Below are 16,196 nucleotides of genomic sequence, written 5' to 3' on the forward strand. Positions count from 1 at the left end.
CCCCCCATGACACGTCCCGCGGCACCGGATCGCCTGCGCCCGGCGCGCGGGATCGTCCTTGGCCTGACGCTTGGCGCCCTGGGATGGGGCGTCATCATCGCAGGCGTCCTCCTGCTCAGATGAACGCGGCTGGCCCCTTAAAAGTGCCGTTCATAAATTTTTATGACATCACCCGGCTTCACATAGTCGTAGGGCTTCAGATATCCGACGACCGTACGGTCGCCCATCTGTCGCGCGACATAGGCGCGGGTTTCCAGCGCGCGATAGGTAAATCCCCCACCCGCCGCCACGGCCGTAAGCAATGTCATCCCGGGCTGGTAGGGATACTGTCCCGGCTTGGCCACTTCCCCCAGGACGGAGACGAGACGATAGGCCGAGACCTCGACCGAGACATTCGGTTCGCGCAGCATGCGCGCCGATTGCAGGGCCTTTGAAACCTCCGCGCTGAATTCCTCCGTCGTCAGTCCGGCGGCCTGCAGGCTGCCCGCTACGGGGAATGCCACCTTCCCACTGCTGTCAACGCGAAAATCCGACGTGAACTGATCCTGCTCGTATGTCATGACGCGGATTTCGTCATCCACGCCCAGACGGTACTGAGCCGGGTCATAGGGGGGGACATGTTTCAGGTCCCAGCCGGGCGCGCAGCCTGCAAGCAGGCCCCCCATCATGCCCGTAAATGCCGGCAGCCAGATGGCGGCGCGGCGTGTTCTTGAACAGGTAGTCGGCATGCGTGGTATGCTCCTGTCATCATATCTGTCCAGGCAGGCGAACCAGACGACCCCGATGCGCGCGTTTCCTAAAGCGATAGATGAAATCCGACCAGAAATGTGTGAATGGGGAACTGTCCACTGCCCACCGTATTCTGACTGCTGAAATCATAATTGGCCGCCAGGCGCATATGGCGGTTGATCAGCCAATCCACCTCGGCGCCCACGCCGTAGTACGTCTGGTTGTTGCGCTCCTGATACAGGACCGTGTTCTGTAAAAAGGCCGGAGCGGACGGATAGTTCGCTTTCTGTATCTGTCCGTATGCAGAAAAAACAATATTGCGCTGATAGGTGTGGGTAACCCCGATGCGCGCGCCGGTAAAAGTATATCCCACGACATTTTCAAAGGCGCTGTCCTCAATGCCATGACGGACACTCAGCGTCGCGGTCGTCAGGCGCGTTGGCGACCAGCTCAGCTCCGCCTCCGCCATCGGGGAATTGATCGTTCCATACCCGTTTGCGCGGTAACGACGCGTCTGGTAACCCACCAGCGCGCGGAAACGCAGGGGGCCGCGCATGCCGAAATCATAACCCGCCATGACCGACGCCCCGTTTGAATCACGCGATGGCGCGCCCGTCAGCTGGGTCTGGTAACGGATTTCGGTGCCCTGCATCACCAGCAGGATATGGCTGTCCTGACGCATTTCATACTGCGCCGTCACACCTTCGGTAATCAGGACGCGATCGCGGTAGCTCTGGCTCGGCTGCGAAGGTGTCGGGGCAAAGTTGTCGAAATAATAACGCTGCACGTCAACCTGTGGAATGAAGCTGAAACGCCCGTGCGTCGTCGCGGTATAGCTCAGCCTTCCATCATCCACCTGATAGGGAACGGGATGATTGACGATCAGCGCGCCAAGGTCGGTGGGCATCTGGACAAGCGCCAGATGCGTGTACGACACACCGATCGTATCATGCCCGAAATCATGGACCCCGCCGACATTCGCCGTCCAGTTCGTGCGGTTCTGGATGCTGCGGGAGGGATAGCGGATGTCATCCACGCTTATATTGCCATGGACCTGGTCGCGCTTTCCCCATCGCGACACGGCCGACAGGCTCCCCTGCGTGGAGATGACCGCGCTGGAATGGCCACCGACATTACGGTCAACGTTGTTGGCGTAACCTTCCGATTCGCTTCCTTCCGCATCAATGCGCAGGGGGCCGTAACGCTTGCCCAGCGGGGCGTACGCCCCCATCGCGCGCACCTGCGCGGGCTCTTCCGACAGATCACCCGCGCCACTGCCGATGGCCGGGAAATAGTTGTCGATAACCTGGGCAAGGGCGCTGTCGACCGAAAGAAAAGGGGCGGCAGCGGTCAAGCCCAGCCTGATGACCATTATTTTGCGCACCAGATACCCTATTGGACATTCATGACAGGAAAACGGGAAAGGACGAGAGTCATCAGGAAATGGCCCCGGGAATATTATTTTTAATTCTTAACGCACAACAGCTTGCAACCATACAGATTTAATCCCCTATCCAAGATTAAATTCGTTCAGCGTCATTTTTATCTGCATGTTTTTTGTACAGAACGGTTGTCACGTTTGCGTTATTCTTGGAAATAAATTTTTAACCTTTGCGCGGAACTTGCCGCCCGGTTTCCACGTATAGGGCCTGTTACGGCCAGACGAGCAATCATGGACATGCTCCCCCCGACATGGCCGAACCAGATGAAAAAATTGGCATCGAATATTCTGGCTCTTCATGTTCTGTAATAATGCGGAGTATATCATGGATGCTCATCTTTCCGCCGCGACGGCCGGAACCGCCCCTTCGGCGCTCCCGCTTGACGATGCCTCCCTGCGCGACGTGGATGAGATCATCATTCCCACAACACAGTTGCGCCATATACATTTTTCATGTGCAACGGCCCTGATCGCCACGGACTGCGCCGCATTTTCCGTATCCATGGCCCTGGAAGAAATATTATTCCCAAAAAACATTTATTACGGGGAAAGTATTTTTCTCACCTCATGCGCCCTGTTCATCGTGATGGTCGGATATCTTGCCTATCTGCGCCATTATACCGATCGCCTGCCGTTCTGGACCGAAAGCGCGCAGATCATCATGACGACGGGACTGGCGGCAGCGGCGCTCGTCATCCTTTCATGGCGCGACATGCATGACATTGCGGTGCTGTTTCCGTTCCTTGCCTTCCCCTTCATCGACATCATGCTGCGCCAGGCCACCAAACGGGTCCTGCACGGCATGGGCCTGTGGCGTATTCCCGTGCTGCTCGCGGGGGAGCCGGAGGACTGCGCACGCGCCATCGAAATCCTTACCAGCGAACGCTTTCCCGGCCTGCGTTCGGTCGGCTGCATTCCCCCTTCGCGCCTGCTGCGCATGTCCGGCACCCATCTGCATCGCATGCTGCTGGCGCGCCACGGGGCGGCCCGCCTGCTGCTGGTGATGGATGTCCACGACGGCGACGGTCGCAACGTGGTGGAACATGTCACCCGCACGCGCCTGCCCTTTTCGCTGATGCCACCGATGCAGGGCCTGCCGCTGGACCATGGATGCCAGTCATATTTCAGCCATGACGGCATGATGATGACCTTCCGCAGCAATCTTGAACGCCCGTTCCATCGCGGGGCGAAGGTCGCGCTGGACCTGTTCGTCGCGTCGCTGGTCCTTCTGGCGCTGCTGCCGGTGCTTGCGGTGATCTATGCTTTCGTGCGGCTCGACGGGGGACCGGCGATTTTCGGCCACATGCGCATCGGACGCAACGGACGGCCTTTCCGCTGCCTGAAATTCCGGACCATGGCGGTCAATGCCGACAGCATCCTTGCCGATCTTCTGGCGCGCGACCCGGCGGCGGCGGCGGAATGGGCGGCGACGCGCAAGCTGACGTCCGATCCCCGCATCACCCGGGTGGGAAAGATACTGCGCAAGACCAGCCTTGATGAACTGCCGCAGGTCTTCAACGTGCTGCGCCTTGAAATGAGCCTTGTCGGCCCGCGTCCCATCGTCATGGCCGAAGAGGTCCATTACGGCGCCGACCTGGAATATTACATGGCGACCCGCCCCGGCATTACCGGCCTGTGGCAGGTCAGTGGCCGTAGCGATACGTCCTACACCCGGCGTGTCCAGCTGGATAACTGGTACGTACGTAACTGGAGCCTGTGGCGTGACATCATAATCCTGCTGAAAACCGTCCCGGCGGTACTGGCACAGAAAGGCGCGCGCTGACCCCTGTCCACGCCGCGCCAGGGACGCCACATGTGCCCCCTTTATCCGCCCCCTCCCCTTTCGAGAGGACGCAAGCGATGAATACGCTTCAATTGCCCGCATCATTCAACGGCCCGGCGGCGCCGGACCCGATGGCGACGCAACAGGTTTCACCCTTGCATGCCTTCAGCATCATGAACCGCCACCGCCTGGCCATCGCGCTGGTGACGCTGGGGATCGCGGTGCCGGCGGGGTTCGGGATATTTTCCCTCAGGCCCTACTACAGCGCGTCCTCCATCCTGATCGTCGGCACCCGGCAGGCCCCGTTTCGCGACCTGCAGGCCACCGTTTCCTCGCCCGAGGTCGATACCGTGGCCGTCAACAGCGAGGTCAGCATCCTGCGCAGCCCGGCGATCGCACGCGCCGTGGTAAAAAAACTCGACCTGGTGGATGATCCCGACGTGCGCGAGGCGCTGGACCATGTCCCGCTGACCAAACGCATCATAAATGCCGTATCGCGCCTGTTCATCACCCCGCCGCCACAGCTTCCGATGACGCCGGACGAACGGCTGCAGGCGACCAGCCTGCTGCTGGACCAGTGGGTGACGATCCTTAATGACGGGCGTTCCTATATCATCACCATTACCGCCAGCATGAACAATGCGCAGACCAGCGCGCGCATCGCCAATGCCTATGCGGACGTCTATCTCGACTTCAAGCGTCACATGAAGATATCTGCGACGTGGCAGGCGAACGCGTTGCTGGACGAACAGATCGCCCCCCTGCGGGAGCGGCTGCGCAAGGCGGAACAGGCGGTACAGGCCTTTCGCGAAAAGAACGGCCTGATCGCCGCGGAACTGGAACGGGCGCCGGGGGCCAACGGCGCCAGTAACGACAATGGCGGCACGACCGTCACCGACCAGCAGCTGATCCAGATGAACCGCGAGCTTATTACCGCGCGCGGCGATCTGGAAAGCCGGCGCGCGCGGTACGCGGAAATCCGGAACGCGCTGAACAATGGCAGCGTGGACAGCATTCCCGACGCGGTTTCTTCGCCCCTTATCCAGCAGCTTCAGGCGCAGGAAGCCCAGATCAGCAGCCGTGCCGCCAGCCTGAGCCAGACGGTGATGGATGGCAATCCCGACCTCCAGTCCGTGCGCGCGGCAGCCGCCCAGGTCCGCAGCCGCATCGGCGCGGAGGTCCACCGCATCGCCAACAGTGCCGCCAAGGAACTGGCCAGCGCCGAAGCCCGCGTGGCGGCCCTGTCGGCCGAGGTCAACCGGCTGCAGGGACAGGTCACCGCCGAGAACGAGGCGGACGTGACCCTGCGCCAGCTGCAGAGCGAGGCCACGGCGGCACGCACGGTATACCAGGACTATCTTGGGCGGTTTGCCCAGACATCCACGCAGGCGGAACTGCAGGTGGCGGAGGCCGACCTCATTTCGCGGGCCGACACCCCCATTGGTCCCTATGGGCCGCCGCGCACGCAGTACATGGCCATTGCCCTCCTGTTTTCCCTTATCGCGGGGGCGGGATCCGCCCTGATCATCGACCGGATGCGCAAGGGGGTGCGCAGCACGGCGGAACTCGACGCCATTCCGGGGCTGTTCGCGCTGGGGCTTGTCCCGGCATTCGCCGGCACCCTGTCACGCCAGTACGCCAGCAGGGAACGCTCGGCCTATCTGGAAACCGTGGAATCGATCCGCAGCGTCCTGTCATTCGGCCACAGCCGTTTTCGCGCCAAGGTGGTGCTGGTCACCTCTGCCGAACAGGCCGAGGGCAAGACGACCTTTGCCCTGTCGCTGGCGGCCAATACGGGACGGTGCGGGCAGCGCGCGCTGGTGATCGATTGTGACATGCGCAATCCGTCGGCCATGCGCGTCATGGGCGCGGTCAGCATCGTGCGCAACAGCCACATGCCGGTCGATCCCCTTCTGGCGGGGCTGGAACGCGACGTGCTGCCCGGTGTCGATATCCTGACGCCGGAGGGCATGATGCATCGCGGTGGCCGGGCCATGCTGCTGCCCGAGGAACTGGGACGCATACTCGCGCAGGTGGGATCGCAGTATGACATGATCCTGCTCGACACCCCGCCGGCGCTGGCCTTCCCGGACGCTGCCGTCCTGTCGCGCCAGACCGATGGCGTGGTGATGGTGGTCAAATGGGGCCGGACAAGCGCCTCCACCCTGGTACAGGCGATGCGCACGCTGCACACCTATGACGCCCGCACGCTGGGCGCGGTGCTGACGCAGGCCCCCCCGCACAGCCTGGGCGAGGCGGAGAAACATCCCTTCCGGATCTACAGCCATTATGGATTGCTGCCCCCCGGCTGACGTGTGGCGCGCAATGTGTGGAGTGTTTTGGTGAGACCAGTCATCTATGTCAACGGACGCTTCATGACCCAGCCATTGAGCGGCGTGCAGCGTTTCGCAATCGAAATCTGTCATGCCCTCGCCCGCGTCAGCTCCGCGCAGGGACGGCCCGCCCCGCTGATCCTGCTCCCCGATGCACAGATTACCGAGCAGGACGCCCCCGACCTGCCACGACGCACCGTTGGCAGGCGCCATGGGCAGATATGGGAACAGTGCGAACTGCCGCTGGCGGCGCGTCATGGCGTGCTGATCAACCTTGGCAATACGGCCCCCCTGTGGGGACGCCGCCAGATCGTGATCATTCATGACGCGGGCGTATTCGGCCATCCGGAATCCTATTCATGGAAATTCCGCCTGTGGTATCGGTTTTTACATTTCTTCCTGTGCCGGACCCGGACGCGGCTGGTCACCGTTTCCGAATTTTCCCGCACGGAACTGTCGCGCCATCTCCGCATTCCGGCCTCACGGATCACGGTAATTGGCGAAGGGGCGGAACATATCGCGCGCGTCATGCCCGACACCGCGATCCTTGCGCGCCATGACCTGAAAAGCCAGCGTTTCGTCCTGGCGGTCGGCAACCTTGCGCCGCACAAGAACCTGGCGCGGCTCGACGCCCTTGCCCGTGCCCTGTCGCTGCGCGGGATTCCTCTTGTCATCAGCGGCAGCGTGAATAACGCCGTCTTCAATTCCAATGGTACCCAGGTCCTGCCGAAACCCGCCACCTATGTCGGGCGCGTCAGCGACGCGGAACTGCGCGCGCTTTATGACGCGGCGGCCTGCTTCGTCTTCCCGTCGCTTTACGAAGGTTTCGGGCTTCCGCCGCTGGAGGCCATGGCCTGTGGCTGTCCGGTGGTGACGGCCGACATTCCCGTGCTGCACGAAGTCTGCGCCGATGCCGCGCTCTATGCCGATCCCACCGACCCCGAGGCCATTGCCAGCAGCGTCGTGCGCATCCTTGACACACCCGCCCTGGCGCAGGAACTGCGCGCGGCAGGCACGATGCGGGCGTCCGCCTTCACATGGGACAGGGCCGCGCAGGCCCTGCTGCAGATCGCGCAGGACATAACGGCATGACAGGGCATCGTCCGTCCGTCCCCCATCGTCCGCTTGCCCCCATGGGCATGCGTCGCTGGACGGCCTGCATGGGCGTTGTCATGGGCATGCTGACAGCCGCCATCCCGTTCGCCCGCGCCGCCCCCACGCAGTCCGTCTGGTGCAGCGCCAGCGACCCCGCCAGCCAGCGCCTGTTCATCAGCCACCCCTATCAGCTGCCAATGACATCGCGCATGGCGCTTTACGCCTATGGCGGCAGGTTCGCCCGCACCGTCAACCTGCGCTTTGGCATGCATCTGGTGCTGGAGGGCGCGTATTGCCACGGTTTTTCCACGCCGCATCGCGCCGCCACGGCACATGCGGACCTGATCGGCCGCCTGGCCGCACGTGATTTCCAGATTGTTTCGGTCGGTATTTTCTAGATCCCGCGCAGCAGGAGAAACATACATGTCAGCACCGTCGCATGCCCCTTTGCGCGCCTTTGTCCAGCTGAGTTACGGGTATGGAGCCACAAGCTGGCACACGCGATGGGAAAAGGGTGCCATTCCCGGCATAAACGAACCCTATGCCTATGGCTATTACCGCGCGGCGGGACCGGATGTCGTCATCGAACAGTCAGAAGACAGGGTGGAAAATCCGTTCTCCCGCCTTGTCCGTTACGGGGTGCGCTTCCTCATCGGCTTTGACTTCGTGCATGCATGGCGCAATCGGGCGGGGATCATGTCGTCCGATGTCGTCTGGACCCATACCGAGGCGCAGGCCATGGCGGTCCTGCTGCTGTATCGCCTGACACCCCGCGCCCGCCATCCCCCGCTGATTGCCCAGAGCGTGTGGCTGATGGATCGCTGGGACCAGGAAACATGGTGGCGCAGGTGGATCATGCGCCTGCTGCTGTCGCGCGCGGACCTGCTGACGTTCCTGTCGCCGGAAAACATGGCGCGCGCGCGTGCCATCTTTCCGGGGCAGAGAATGGCATGGGTGGAATTCGGCATCCGCGCGGACGAGATGACGCCCCACGCGCCGATGGCGCATACGCCCGGCGATCCCATCAGGGTCCTGTCGCTGGGCAATGACCGTCATCGCGACTGGACCACCCTTGTCACCGCGACATCGCGCCTGCCCGATGACGTGCCCTGTCATGTCACCATCGCCACGGCCAACCGGATCGATGCGCCACCCCACGTCACGCGCGTCACCCCCACGAACAATGACACGCTGTTCGCATTGTACGATCAGGCCGACCTGGTGGTGGTACCACTGACGCGCAACCTGCATGCCTCCGGCATTACGGTCATAGAGGAAGCAACCTTGCGCGGGCTGCCGGTCATTGCCACCGATACCGGGGGACTGCGCCACTATTTCGATGAACAGTGCGTATTCTATGTTCCTGTCGGCGATGTGCAGGCACTGGCGCAGGCTATCGTCACGCTGGCCTGTGATCCGGATCGATGCGCGGACATGGTCGAACGCGCGCGCGCGCGGATCCGCACACGGCTGAACTCCCACGCCTATGCCCTGCGGCATGTCGCCCTGTCGCGCGAACTGCTGTCGCAGGGGGTGCCTGCGTCGGACAATCCGCGGGAAAATACCGCGCCCGCCGCCCGCGACATGAGGATCACGATCGGGATCGCCACCAGTGGGCGCCCTGAAATCCTGCGCGAAACCGTGGCCCAGCTGCGTCGCCAGACCCATCCCGCGCAGCAGATCCTGATATGCGCCCCCACGGCGCAGGACATGGCAGGCCTGGATTCATCCGCCGGGGTAACCCTGCTGCAGGGACCGCGCGGACTGGCACATCAGCGCAATGTCCTGCTGGATCATGCCAGGGATGCGGATATCATCGTGTTCTTCGATGATGATTTCCTGGCCGATCCCGATTACCTGGCACGCTGCGCGGACGCCTTTGCCGCGGATCCGGACATCGTGGTGGCAACCGGACGCGTCCTGGCGGACGGGGCGAAAGGGCCGGGCCTGACGGTGGCCGAAGGACGCGCCATGCTGGAGGATCCACGCGTCAACGACACATCGTCCCTGCCGGCCGTGCAGCCGGCGTGGAACGGATATGGGTGCAACATGGCCTATCGTCTTGCGACCATCCGCGAGACAGGACTGCGCTTTGACGAACGCCTGCCGCTTTATGCATGGTACGAAGACATCGATTTTTCCCGACAGCTGGGACAGCGGGGACGCATCGTGCGCGTCAACGGGGCGAAAGGCATCCATCTGGGCAGCAAATCCGGACGCACGCCGGGGCGTCGGCTGGGTTATTCGCAGGTGGTCAATCCGCTTTATCTTTTCCGCAAGGGAACATTTCCCCTTGACCATGCCCTGCGCAGCATCGGGCGCAATATCGCGATGAACATCGTGCGCAGCCTGTGGCCTGAACCCTATATCGACCGGCGGGGCCGCGTCGTCGGCAACTGGCTGGCGCTGCGTGACGCCATGCGCGGTCACGTCGCCCCAGAGAAAATGCTGACACTTTAACTTGCAAAGGCTTTTTTCATGTTCTTTTCCCTGATCATTCCGACACTGGGCCGGGTAGAGGAACTGCATGACCTTCTGCTGTCCCTGACCCGCCAGTCCCTGAAAACGTTCGAGGTTATCATTGTCGATCAGAATGACGATGACCGCCTTGTCCCCCTTGTTGCCGGGTTTGCGCAGACGCTGAGCATCCTGCATTTACGCAGCGACATCCGGCAATGCAATCATGCGCGCAACCTCGGCGCCCGCCATTCGGGCGGGGATATCCTTACATTTCCTGATGATGACTGCATTTATACTGAAAATGTCCTGAAAACGGTTGACCGGATGTTCAGCAATGTCCGATCGCCTGAATTCATCACCGGATCGGTCATCACGCAGGAAGGACATGCCGGCCGTTCCGGACGATGGCATGCGCAGGAAACGGTCATCGACAGCCACACCGTCTGGACCTGCCTGATCGAATTCAATTTTTTCATCCGCCGCCCGGCATTTATCGCGGTTGGCGGATTTGATGAAAGCCTTGGGCCGGGAACGCCCTTCGGATCCGCGGAAGGACAGGACCTGGCGCTGCGTTTACTCAAAAAAGGGTTTGCCGGACTGTATATTCCTTCCCTGCACATCATTCACGCAGACAAGCCCGTGGCGCTTAATGTCACGCGCGCCTATGGCTATGGCGCCGGGATGGGACGGGTCATGCGCAAGAACCGCCTTGCCCCTGCCACGGTCGTGTCATTCCTTCTGCGGCCGATCGCAGGCAGCATCCTTTATCTCCTGAAAGGAGATTTTTCAATTTCACGTTATTATGTAATGACATTCCTTGGAAGAATGAAAGGCTACCTTTCCTGCCGTGCGGAAATGGCGATGGAGGTTTCCCCGACAGGATAAACCACCGGGGCCGGGGCGCGCACGGCAGCGATTTTTCCGGGATAACGACTGGATATGACCTGTCGCAGCGGTTCATCAATTCCCTTGAGCACACCGAATGATATCGCGATCGCCATGACAAGGACAAGGGGGGCTTCGATCTGGGCCATGCGCGCATGCATCGTGGCCTGAAACAGGCCATTGACCCAGCAGAAAACCGGATAATGCAGTGCATAAAGCGGATAGGAAAGTTCCCCCCCCAGAAGGGATATCCGTGACAGGCCGGACGAAAGACGCACGCGCGCGCCCGAAATGACCAGAAGTGGCGAAAACACCGCAATCCATGCCAGTTCAACCCCACGCGAAACAGCATACGGCCAGAAAAACAGCAACGCCATGACAGACAGGCTGGCCACGAATGTTATCCTGCCTGTCATGACGGCGGGAATGGAGGGCGCGAACCTGTACAGGGCCACACCGATAAAAAATGAAGCCCCGACCCGTGGAAAGCCGCTCAGGAACGTCGCGGGCACATCTCCTCCCAGGCCGTATATCCCCACCAGCGGCAGGCAGATGACGATGATCGCCAGCGACAGGTAACGCTGGTCAAGCCGTCGCGTCGCCCACCAGAACAGGTTGATGAAAAGTTCCAGAAAAAGAGAATATTGCGGACCATTAAGGGGAAAAACCTGCGGCCCGCCAATTACGCGCGGTGCCGACAGATAGGGAATGTCAAGCAGGGACAGCAGGACCGCGGTCAGGAATACGCCGTATGACGCGACCTCCCCATTCAGATGGCCGCGTGAGAGCACATATGCCGCCCCGATGACGGTCGCCACGACGATGACCGGCATCAGGCGGACAAGCCGACGGAAAAGGAACTGTCCCATGGACAGGGATCCCTGCCCCATCATGCGCGTGCCATAGGAAAGCGACAGCACATATCCGCTGAGACAGAAAAACAGATCCACGGCCAGGCCGCTGTTGACCGCCAGTCCCGGTACATCCAGCCAATGGCCGAGGTGGAATATCATGACGGAAAGGGCCGCAAAACCACGCACGCCATCCAGAGCCGCATAATGATGTCTTGGAGCCCCCATATCCCGTTCCCTGTGCTGGATTGGACCACGCCCATCATGTGATCTGTCGGATGAAACAGGCCAGCAGGCGGTACGGTTCTGGAAGATGGAAAATATTTTCGGCCGTTTACGTTCCGTCCCCATGTGCAGGTGAATGGAACAGACATTCGCGGCCGGCAGGGAATGCCCGCGAACAGGAGCATCCGGCGCATTTCCACGACCATTCCATTTATGAAATATTACTCTGATTATATATTAATAAGAAAATATATAATGGAAATTGTAATATTAAATTCTTCATGACAGTGCTGTTCATATGGAACCCGTTCCATCTTCCGGTCGTTCGCGACAAGCAGCCAGAGGGATCATCCCGGCAGGTTGGTTCAGATGGCATCCCAACATTACAGGAAAATTCCGATGCATTACCTTGTGACAGGGGGGGCCGGTTTCGTCGGCAGCCATGTAGTACTTGCCCTGCGCGATGCAGGTCATTCCGTCGTGGTATTCGATAATCTCAGCACGGGACACAGGGCTGCCGTTCCTGCGGATGTCCCATTGATTGTCGGTGACCTTTCGGATCAGGCCCTTCTGGGCGGGATCATGGAACGCGAAAGGTTCGACGGTGTCCTGCATTTCGCCGCCCTCTCCCTTGTCGGGGACAGCATGCGTTCGCCGTTCACCTACCTGCGGCAAAATTACTTCAACAGCCTGCAGCTTATCGAACTGTGCGTATATCATTCCATCCGCCGGTTTGTCTTTTCCTCCACCGCTGCGCTGTTTGGTACCCCTGAACAGCAGCCGATCATGGAACATGCGGGCGTCAATCCGGGATCCCCATACGGGGAAAGCAAGTTCCTGATAGAACGTGTCCTGCACTGGTCGGAAAAGATTTACGGACTGCATAGCGCATGCCTGCGTTACTTCAACGCCGCCGGATCCGACCCCATGGGACGCGCGGGCGAAGACCACCGCCCCGAAACCCACCTGATCCCGCTTGCGATCGATACCGCGCTGGGACGGCGCGAAAGCCTTTCCCTTTTTGGCGCGGATTACGACACGCATGACGGAACATGCGTGCGCGATTACATCCACGTCACCGACCTTGCCCATGCGCATCTGGTCGCGCTGGAACAGATCGAGACACGCAGCGTCACATACAATGTCGGAAATACAACAGGTTTTTCAAACCTTGATGTCATTCGCGCCGTCGAACGCGTCACGGGGGAGCGTATCAACTGGTCCTGGGCAGATCGCAGGCCGGGCGACCCGGCCATCCTGATCGCGGGTTCGCAACGGCTGCGCACGGAAACGGGATGGACGCCACGCATTGCCGCCCTTGATGATATCGTCGAAACCGCCTACCGCTGGCGCCTGACCCACCCGGAAGGATATGCGGCCCCCGCACCCCAGCCCGCATTTTCCAACGACGCCCCACAAATGCCCCCACAAATGCCCCTGCCGCCGCATGTCGCGGACTTCCCCATTCCCGTCGCCGTGGACGAAGCATACCGACCCAGGCCGTCATAACGCGGATACCGGAATTCCGCCTCCACGGCACGGTCCATTCGTATGGGGAACCGTCATGACCCGATATCACACCATCGCAGAACGGGCAGGATCATAGTTCCATGACATCTTCGCAACATGCGCGGCTGACCCGCATGCAGACGGTACTGTTCAATGCAGGATGGAACATGCTTGGCCGCATCGGGCCGGTCGCGGTTGCCCTGCTGGTGACGCCTCCGCTCATCGACAGGCTGGGCCTTGCCCGGTGGGGCGTGCTGACCATCGCGCTCAGTCTGGTCGGGACATTCGGCATCTTCGATTTCGGGCTGGGGCGCGCGCTGACCCGCGCCATTGCCGAACGCATTACCGATGGCTGCGAAGAAGAAAGCGCCAGCCTGACATTGACGGGCATCCTCACGCTTGGCCTGTTCGGGCTGGTGGGGGGGCTGATCGCCGCGTTGTGCGTGCGGCTGTGGGTTTATCACGGCCTGAAAATTCCCGCGGACCTGCGGTACCAGACGATGGTATCCATGTGGGTGCTGTGCGCGACCGCGCCACTGGTGATGATCAACGCCGCGATGTGGGGGGTCATGTCGGCCTATCAGGCGTTCCGCACGGCAAACCTGATCAATATTCCCATTTCCATCATGTATTACCTCGGCCCCCTGCTGATCCTTCAGGTCTGGGACAGTCTGGTGGGCGTCATGCTGGTGCTGGCGCTATGCCGGCTGGCGATGACGGTGGGATACGGGCTTGTGTGCCTGCGCATCATGCCCTCCCTGCGACATGCCCGCCCCGCGTTCGGACTGTTGCGGCCGCTGTTCCGCATTGGCGGGTGGATGACCATTTCCAACCTGATGTTTCCGATCCTGTCCTATATGGACCGTTTCATGATCGCGACGGTGCTGTCGGCCGCCGTGACGGGATATTACACCACCGCGTTTGACGTGGTGGCACGCCTTTCGATGATCACCATGGCCGTGACCAGCACCGCCTATCCCGCCATGGCCGCATGCTGGCGGACGGATACCGCCGCCACCGTCGCCCTGTATCGCAACAGCATCCTGACGGTGGTGGGGCTGCTGTTCCCCTTCTGCCTGATCGGCTCCATCTTCAGCCACGATATTCTGGCGTTGTGGGTCGGGGCGGATTTTGCGCGGCACAGCACGCTTATCATGAAATGCCTGAGCATCGGGGTCTTCGTCTTCGGCATGGATGCGGTGGCTGCCGGTTTCCTTGACGGCATAGGGCGGGCGGAAATGAACGCCATGCTGTCGGTGGTGGAAGTCATCGTCTATATCCCGCTGCTGCTGCTGTTCCTGCACTGGTTCGGCGTCAATGGCGCGGCGTTCGCATGGGCCAGCCGCAGCGTCATGGACTGTCTGGTGCGCATCCGTCTGGGCATCCGGCTTTATTCGTGGCTGACACAGGTGATACGTCATCTGGTGCCGACGGCAATCGCGGGCGTGGGTGCCCTGCTGCTGGCGCTGCCCCATACCTCGCATCTGACCAGTTGCCTGATCGCCGCGGTTGGCCTGGTGGTATTTTACGTCATCCTGTGGCGGCAGGGACTGGCGGATGAGGAAAGGAACTCCATACGCCAGATGCTCGGCCAGGCATGGACGCTGGGACGGCAGGGCCTGCGCTGGCATTCACAGGGATGACGCTGATCACCCTGCCTGTCGGCATGGTCGGCAGGCGGGGGCTATCCCCCCGTTTCGCTGCGCCAGATCATATAGGTCGCCACGCAGAAAATCACCCCGGCGAAAAATATGGTCAGCGCGCCGGACGATCCCGCCATCCGGCGCGACACCCGCATTCCGGCATAGCTTCCTACTGTTCCGCCGATAATGAACAGCGCCGCCAGCCCCCAGTCGATATAGCCTGAAATCATGTAACTGATCGCGGTGCTGAGGCCGAAGGCCGCGACAGCCACCAGCGACGTGCCCACGGCGTTGAGGATCGGCATATGGGTCGATGCGATCAGTCCCGGCACGATCAGGAAACCGCCGCCGATCCCGAAAAAGCCGGACAGCAGTCCGGTCAGCCCGCCAAAGGTCATGACCTTTGACGCGTTCTGGCGATTGCACTGCGCATCGGCGCATCCACGATCATGCCGCCCCCGCAGCATGAGAAATCCCACCCCGATCATCAGGATGGCGAAACACAGCAGCAGCCGCCTGCCATCGACCGCCTTTCCGACAGAGGCGCCAACCAATGCCCCCACGATGCCGCATGACGCGAAAATGGCCGCGCACCGCCATTTCACGGTCTGCGCGCGCGCATGATGCACCAGTCCCGCCAGGGCATTGACCGCCACGCTGACCGCGCTGGTCCCGATTGCCACATGCGGGTTCGACACCCCCACCACATAGACCATCAGCGGCACGGCCAGAATGGATCCCCCGCCCCCGATCAGGCCAAGGGTAAACCCCACGACACCCCCCGACAGCAGTTCAAGCAGCACATGCGCGGGATCAGACATCATGCCACCGCCATCCACAAAAGCAGGGAATTCCCATCGATCCGTCGTTCCTCCACCAGGCCCATGCGTCCCGCGACAACGGCCGGAGGGCCGCATCGGGCGTCCCGGCCGCGTGCCCTTTTACAGCTATCAGGAATTTTTAAAAATCCATTTCCCTTCCCCCGCACGAACCCGCAGGACCATCCCCATAGGCGTGGCCGTTGCGGACGGCGTGGCATTTATAGGATCCATCAATGGAACAGGAAAATTTATATATGAATTGACCAGAATTACCGTAAACCGCGCCCTTTTCATGCGTGATGCAGGTTCATTCAGGTTTTTTACCAGACGGCAATGGTAAATCAGGAAGATCAGAAGCCCCTTGGCAGCACTGGCGCGGTCATGCCCGGTATGAAAAACCCATGAAACGCGGATATCCCCC

12 protein-coding genes are annotated in these 16,196 nt (G+C 61.1%); 8 read left to right on the forward strand and 4 right to left on the reverse strand.

What is annotated here, in order from left to right:
- Nucleotides 1-137: 137 nt before the first annotated feature.
- Nucleotides 138-728 carry a polysaccharide biosynthesis/export family protein gene (locus tag CFR71_RS09320; protein WP_110530461.1) on the reverse strand — a complete coding sequence of 197 codons (591 nt, stop codon included), beginning with the start codon at nt 726-728 and terminating at the stop codon, nt 138-140.
- 68 nt (nt 729-796) lie between these two features.
- Nucleotides 797-2,083 carry an outer membrane beta-barrel protein gene (locus CFR71_RS09325; RefSeq protein WP_239019279.1) on the reverse strand — a complete coding sequence of 429 codons (1,287 nt, stop codon included), beginning with the start codon at nt 2,081-2,083 and terminating at the stop codon, nt 797-799.
- A gap of 412 nt (nt 2,084-2,495) precedes the next feature.
- On the opposite strand from CFR71_RS09325, the gene CFR71_RS09330 reads away from it, so the two are divergent.
- From CFR71_RS09330 to CFR71_RS09355, 6 genes are all read left to right on the forward strand, one after another.
- Nucleotides 2,496-3,953: an exopolysaccharide biosynthesis polyprenyl glycosylphosphotransferase gene (locus CFR71_RS09330; protein WP_110530522.1), complete on the forward strand. Its 1,458-nt coding sequence runs from the start codon at nt 2,496-2,498 to the stop codon at nt 3,951-3,953.
- 77 nt (nt 3,954-4,030) lie between these two features.
- Nucleotides 4,031-6,265 carry a GumC family protein gene (locus CFR71_RS09335; RefSeq protein ID WP_110530463.1) on the forward strand — a complete coding sequence of 745 codons (2,235 nt, stop codon included), beginning with the start codon at nt 4,031-4,033 and terminating at the stop codon, nt 6,263-6,265.
- A 63-nt stretch (nt 6,266-6,328) separates the two neighbouring features.
- A complete protein-coding gene (locus tag CFR71_RS09340) occupies nt 6,329-7,378 on the forward strand; it encodes a glycosyltransferase family 4 protein (RefSeq protein ID WP_206057872.1) in 1,050 nt (349 codons plus the stop codon).
- The gene (locus CFR71_RS09345; RefSeq protein ID WP_110530465.1) at nt 7,375-7,779 is read left to right on the forward strand and encodes a hypothetical protein; all 405 of its coding nucleotides are present in this window, start codon (nt 7,375-7,377) and stop codon (nt 7,777-7,779) included. Before CFR71_RS09340 ends, CFR71_RS09345 begins: the two co-directional genes overlap by 4 nt.
- A 25-nt stretch (nt 7,780-7,804) precedes the next feature.
- Nucleotides 7,805-9,841, forward strand: a complete 2,037-nt coding sequence (locus tag CFR71_RS09350; RefSeq protein WP_110530466.1) for a glycosyltransferase — start codon at nt 7,805-7,807, stop codon at nt 9,839-9,841.
- A gap of 18 nt (nt 9,842-9,859) precedes the next feature.
- Nucleotides 9,860-10,726: a glycosyltransferase family 2 protein gene (locus CFR71_RS09355; RefSeq protein WP_110530467.1), complete on the forward strand. Its 867-nt coding sequence runs from the start codon at nt 9,860-9,862 to the stop codon at nt 10,724-10,726.
- On the opposite strand, the gene CFR71_RS09360 is transcribed toward CFR71_RS09355, so the two are convergent.
- The gene (locus tag CFR71_RS09360; protein ID WP_165832076.1) at nt 10,675-11,805 is read right to left on the reverse strand and encodes an acyltransferase family protein; all 1,131 of its coding nucleotides are present in this window, start codon (nt 11,803-11,805) and stop codon (nt 10,675-10,677) included. The genes CFR71_RS09355 and CFR71_RS09360 overlap by 52 nt on opposite strands.
- 396 nt (nt 11,806-12,201) lie before the next feature.
- On the opposite strand from CFR71_RS09360, the gene galE reads away from it, so the two are divergent.
- Entirely contained in the window at nt 12,202-13,311 is a 1,110-nt protein-coding gene (gene galE, locus CFR71_RS09365) for a UDP-glucose 4-epimerase GalE (RefSeq protein WP_110530469.1), read from the forward strand.
- Between the two features lie 101 nt (nt 13,312-13,412).
- A complete protein-coding gene (locus CFR71_RS09370) occupies nt 13,413-14,954 on the forward strand; it encodes a flippase (RefSeq protein WP_110530470.1) in 1,542 nt (513 codons plus the stop codon).
- 41 nt (nt 14,955-14,995) lie between these two features.
- On the opposite strand, the gene CFR71_RS09375 is transcribed toward CFR71_RS09370, so the two are convergent.
- Entirely contained in the window at nt 14,996-15,778 is a 783-nt protein-coding gene (locus CFR71_RS09375; RefSeq protein WP_110530524.1) for a sulfite exporter TauE/SafE family protein, read from the reverse strand.
- Between the last annotated feature and the right edge of the window lie 418 nt (nt 15,779-16,196).

Origin of the sequence: Novacetimonas pomaceti, assembly GCF_003207955.1 — a bacterium.
Lineage (GTDB): Bacteria > Pseudomonadota > Alphaproteobacteria > Acetobacterales > Acetobacteraceae > Novacetimonas > Novacetimonas pomaceti.

Excerpts from the sequence above, each read along its gene's own strand:
- CFR71_RS09320 (WP_110530461.1), bottom strand. The coding sequence starts at position 728 with ATGCCGACTACCTGTTCAAGAACACGCCGCGCCGCCATCTGGCTGCCG.
- CFR71_RS09330 (WP_110530522.1), top strand. The coding sequence starts at position 2,496 with ATGGATGCTCATCTTTCCGCCGCGACGGCCGGAACCGCCCCTTCGGCG.
- CFR71_RS09335 (WP_110530463.1), top strand. The coding sequence starts at position 4,031 with ATGAATACGCTTCAATTGCCCGCATCATTCAACGGCCCGGCGGCGCCG.
- CFR71_RS09340 (WP_206057872.1), top strand. The coding sequence starts at position 6,329 with ATGACCCAGCCATTGAGCGGCGTGCAGCGTTTCGCAATCGAAATCTGT.
- CFR71_RS09345 (WP_110530465.1), top strand. The coding sequence starts at position 7,375 with ATGACAGGGCATCGTCCGTCCGTCCCCCATCGTCCGCTTGCCCCCATG.
- CFR71_RS09350 (WP_110530466.1), top strand. The coding sequence starts at position 7,805 with ATGTCAGCACCGTCGCATGCCCCTTTGCGCGCCTTTGTCCAGCTGAGT.
- CFR71_RS09355 (WP_110530467.1), top strand. The coding sequence starts at position 9,860 with ATGTTCTTTTCCCTGATCATTCCGACACTGGGCCGGGTAGAGGAACTG.
- CFR71_RS09360 (WP_165832076.1), bottom strand. The coding sequence starts at position 11,805 with ATGGGGGCTCCAAGACATCATTATGCGGCTCTGGATGGCGTGCGTGGT.
- galE (WP_110530469.1), top strand. The coding sequence starts at position 12,202 with ATGCATTACCTTGTGACAGGGGGGGCCGGTTTCGTCGGCAGCCATGTA.
- CFR71_RS09370 (WP_110530470.1), top strand. The coding sequence starts at position 13,413 with ATGACATCTTCGCAACATGCGCGGCTGACCCGCATGCAGACGGTACTG.
- CFR71_RS09375 (WP_110530524.1), bottom strand. The coding sequence starts at position 15,778 with ATGATGTCTGATCCCGCGCATGTGCTGCTTGAACTGCTGTCGGGGGGT.